An 800-nucleotide genomic window follows, 5' to 3' on the forward strand; every position below is an offset into this window, starting at 1 on the left:
ATGATCGCCCTGCTCCATGCCGAGCGAACGCGGCGCGTGCGCTTCGGCGTGTCCGGGCTCGGCTCGACCGCGAACCACACGCTGGTGGCCGCGGCGCTGTTCGCGCGCTTCGACGCGACGCTGGTGACGGCGAACGCGATCGCCTTCCTCTGCGCGACGGCCTTCTCGTATCTCGCGAATACGCTGTGGAGCTTCTCGTCGACGGTGGGCACGCGCAACGCGGTGCGCTTTCTCGCGGTCACGCTGGCCGGCTTCGTCGAAACGATGCTGCTCGCGCGTGCGGCCGAAGCGCTCGAAGGTTCCCGCGCGATGAGCATCGTCGCGATCGCGCTGCTGGTTCCGCCGACCACGTTCGCGCTGCACCGGCTGTGGACCTAACGGTAAGCAATCCTTCCCCGCCCGCCGCTGCCGGACAGCATCGGCCATTCGATTAACAGGTTCAATGTCGTTATATTTATGTAACGCATCGAGCCGATTGAAGCCGATTTTAAAATTACCGTCCGAAATAATATTAATACCCTGTTTACATTTACAGCTTCCGGAATTAACCGAACGGGATAATCTGCATTCGCCATCTCGCCTGCACGTGCCTTGATCGGCACGAAGCCTTGCAGGACAAGGCGATGGCGGCCGCACGAAGAAATTCGCGCAACAATAAGTCCCATTCATTCAAACGGGAGCTTCTATGTCACGCGTCACTGATGTGCTCGTCTCTTTCGATACCGAAACCATTCTCAAAAAATATCCGAATCCCAGCAAGAACCCGGCCGCACCGACGCTGATCGATTGGCGCTATGTCT

At 58.9% G+C, this 800-nt stretch carries 2 protein-coding genes; both read left to right on the forward strand.

What is annotated here, in order from left to right:
• Positions 1-378 (forward strand): GtrA family protein (locus tag G3O01_RS44945; RefSeq protein WP_205813986.1); only part of this gene is annotated, 378 nt, incomplete at its 5' end.
• Positions 379-685: 307 nt separating this feature from the next.
• On the forward strand, positions 686-800 hold a 115-nt coding region (locus G3O01_RS44950; RefSeq protein WP_241024809.1), incomplete at its 3' end, for an AidA/PixA family protein.

Source organism: Burkholderia sp. Ac-20365, from assembly GCF_017104715.1.
Classification (GTDB): domain Bacteria; phylum Pseudomonadota; class Gammaproteobacteria; order Burkholderiales; family Burkholderiaceae; genus Paraburkholderia.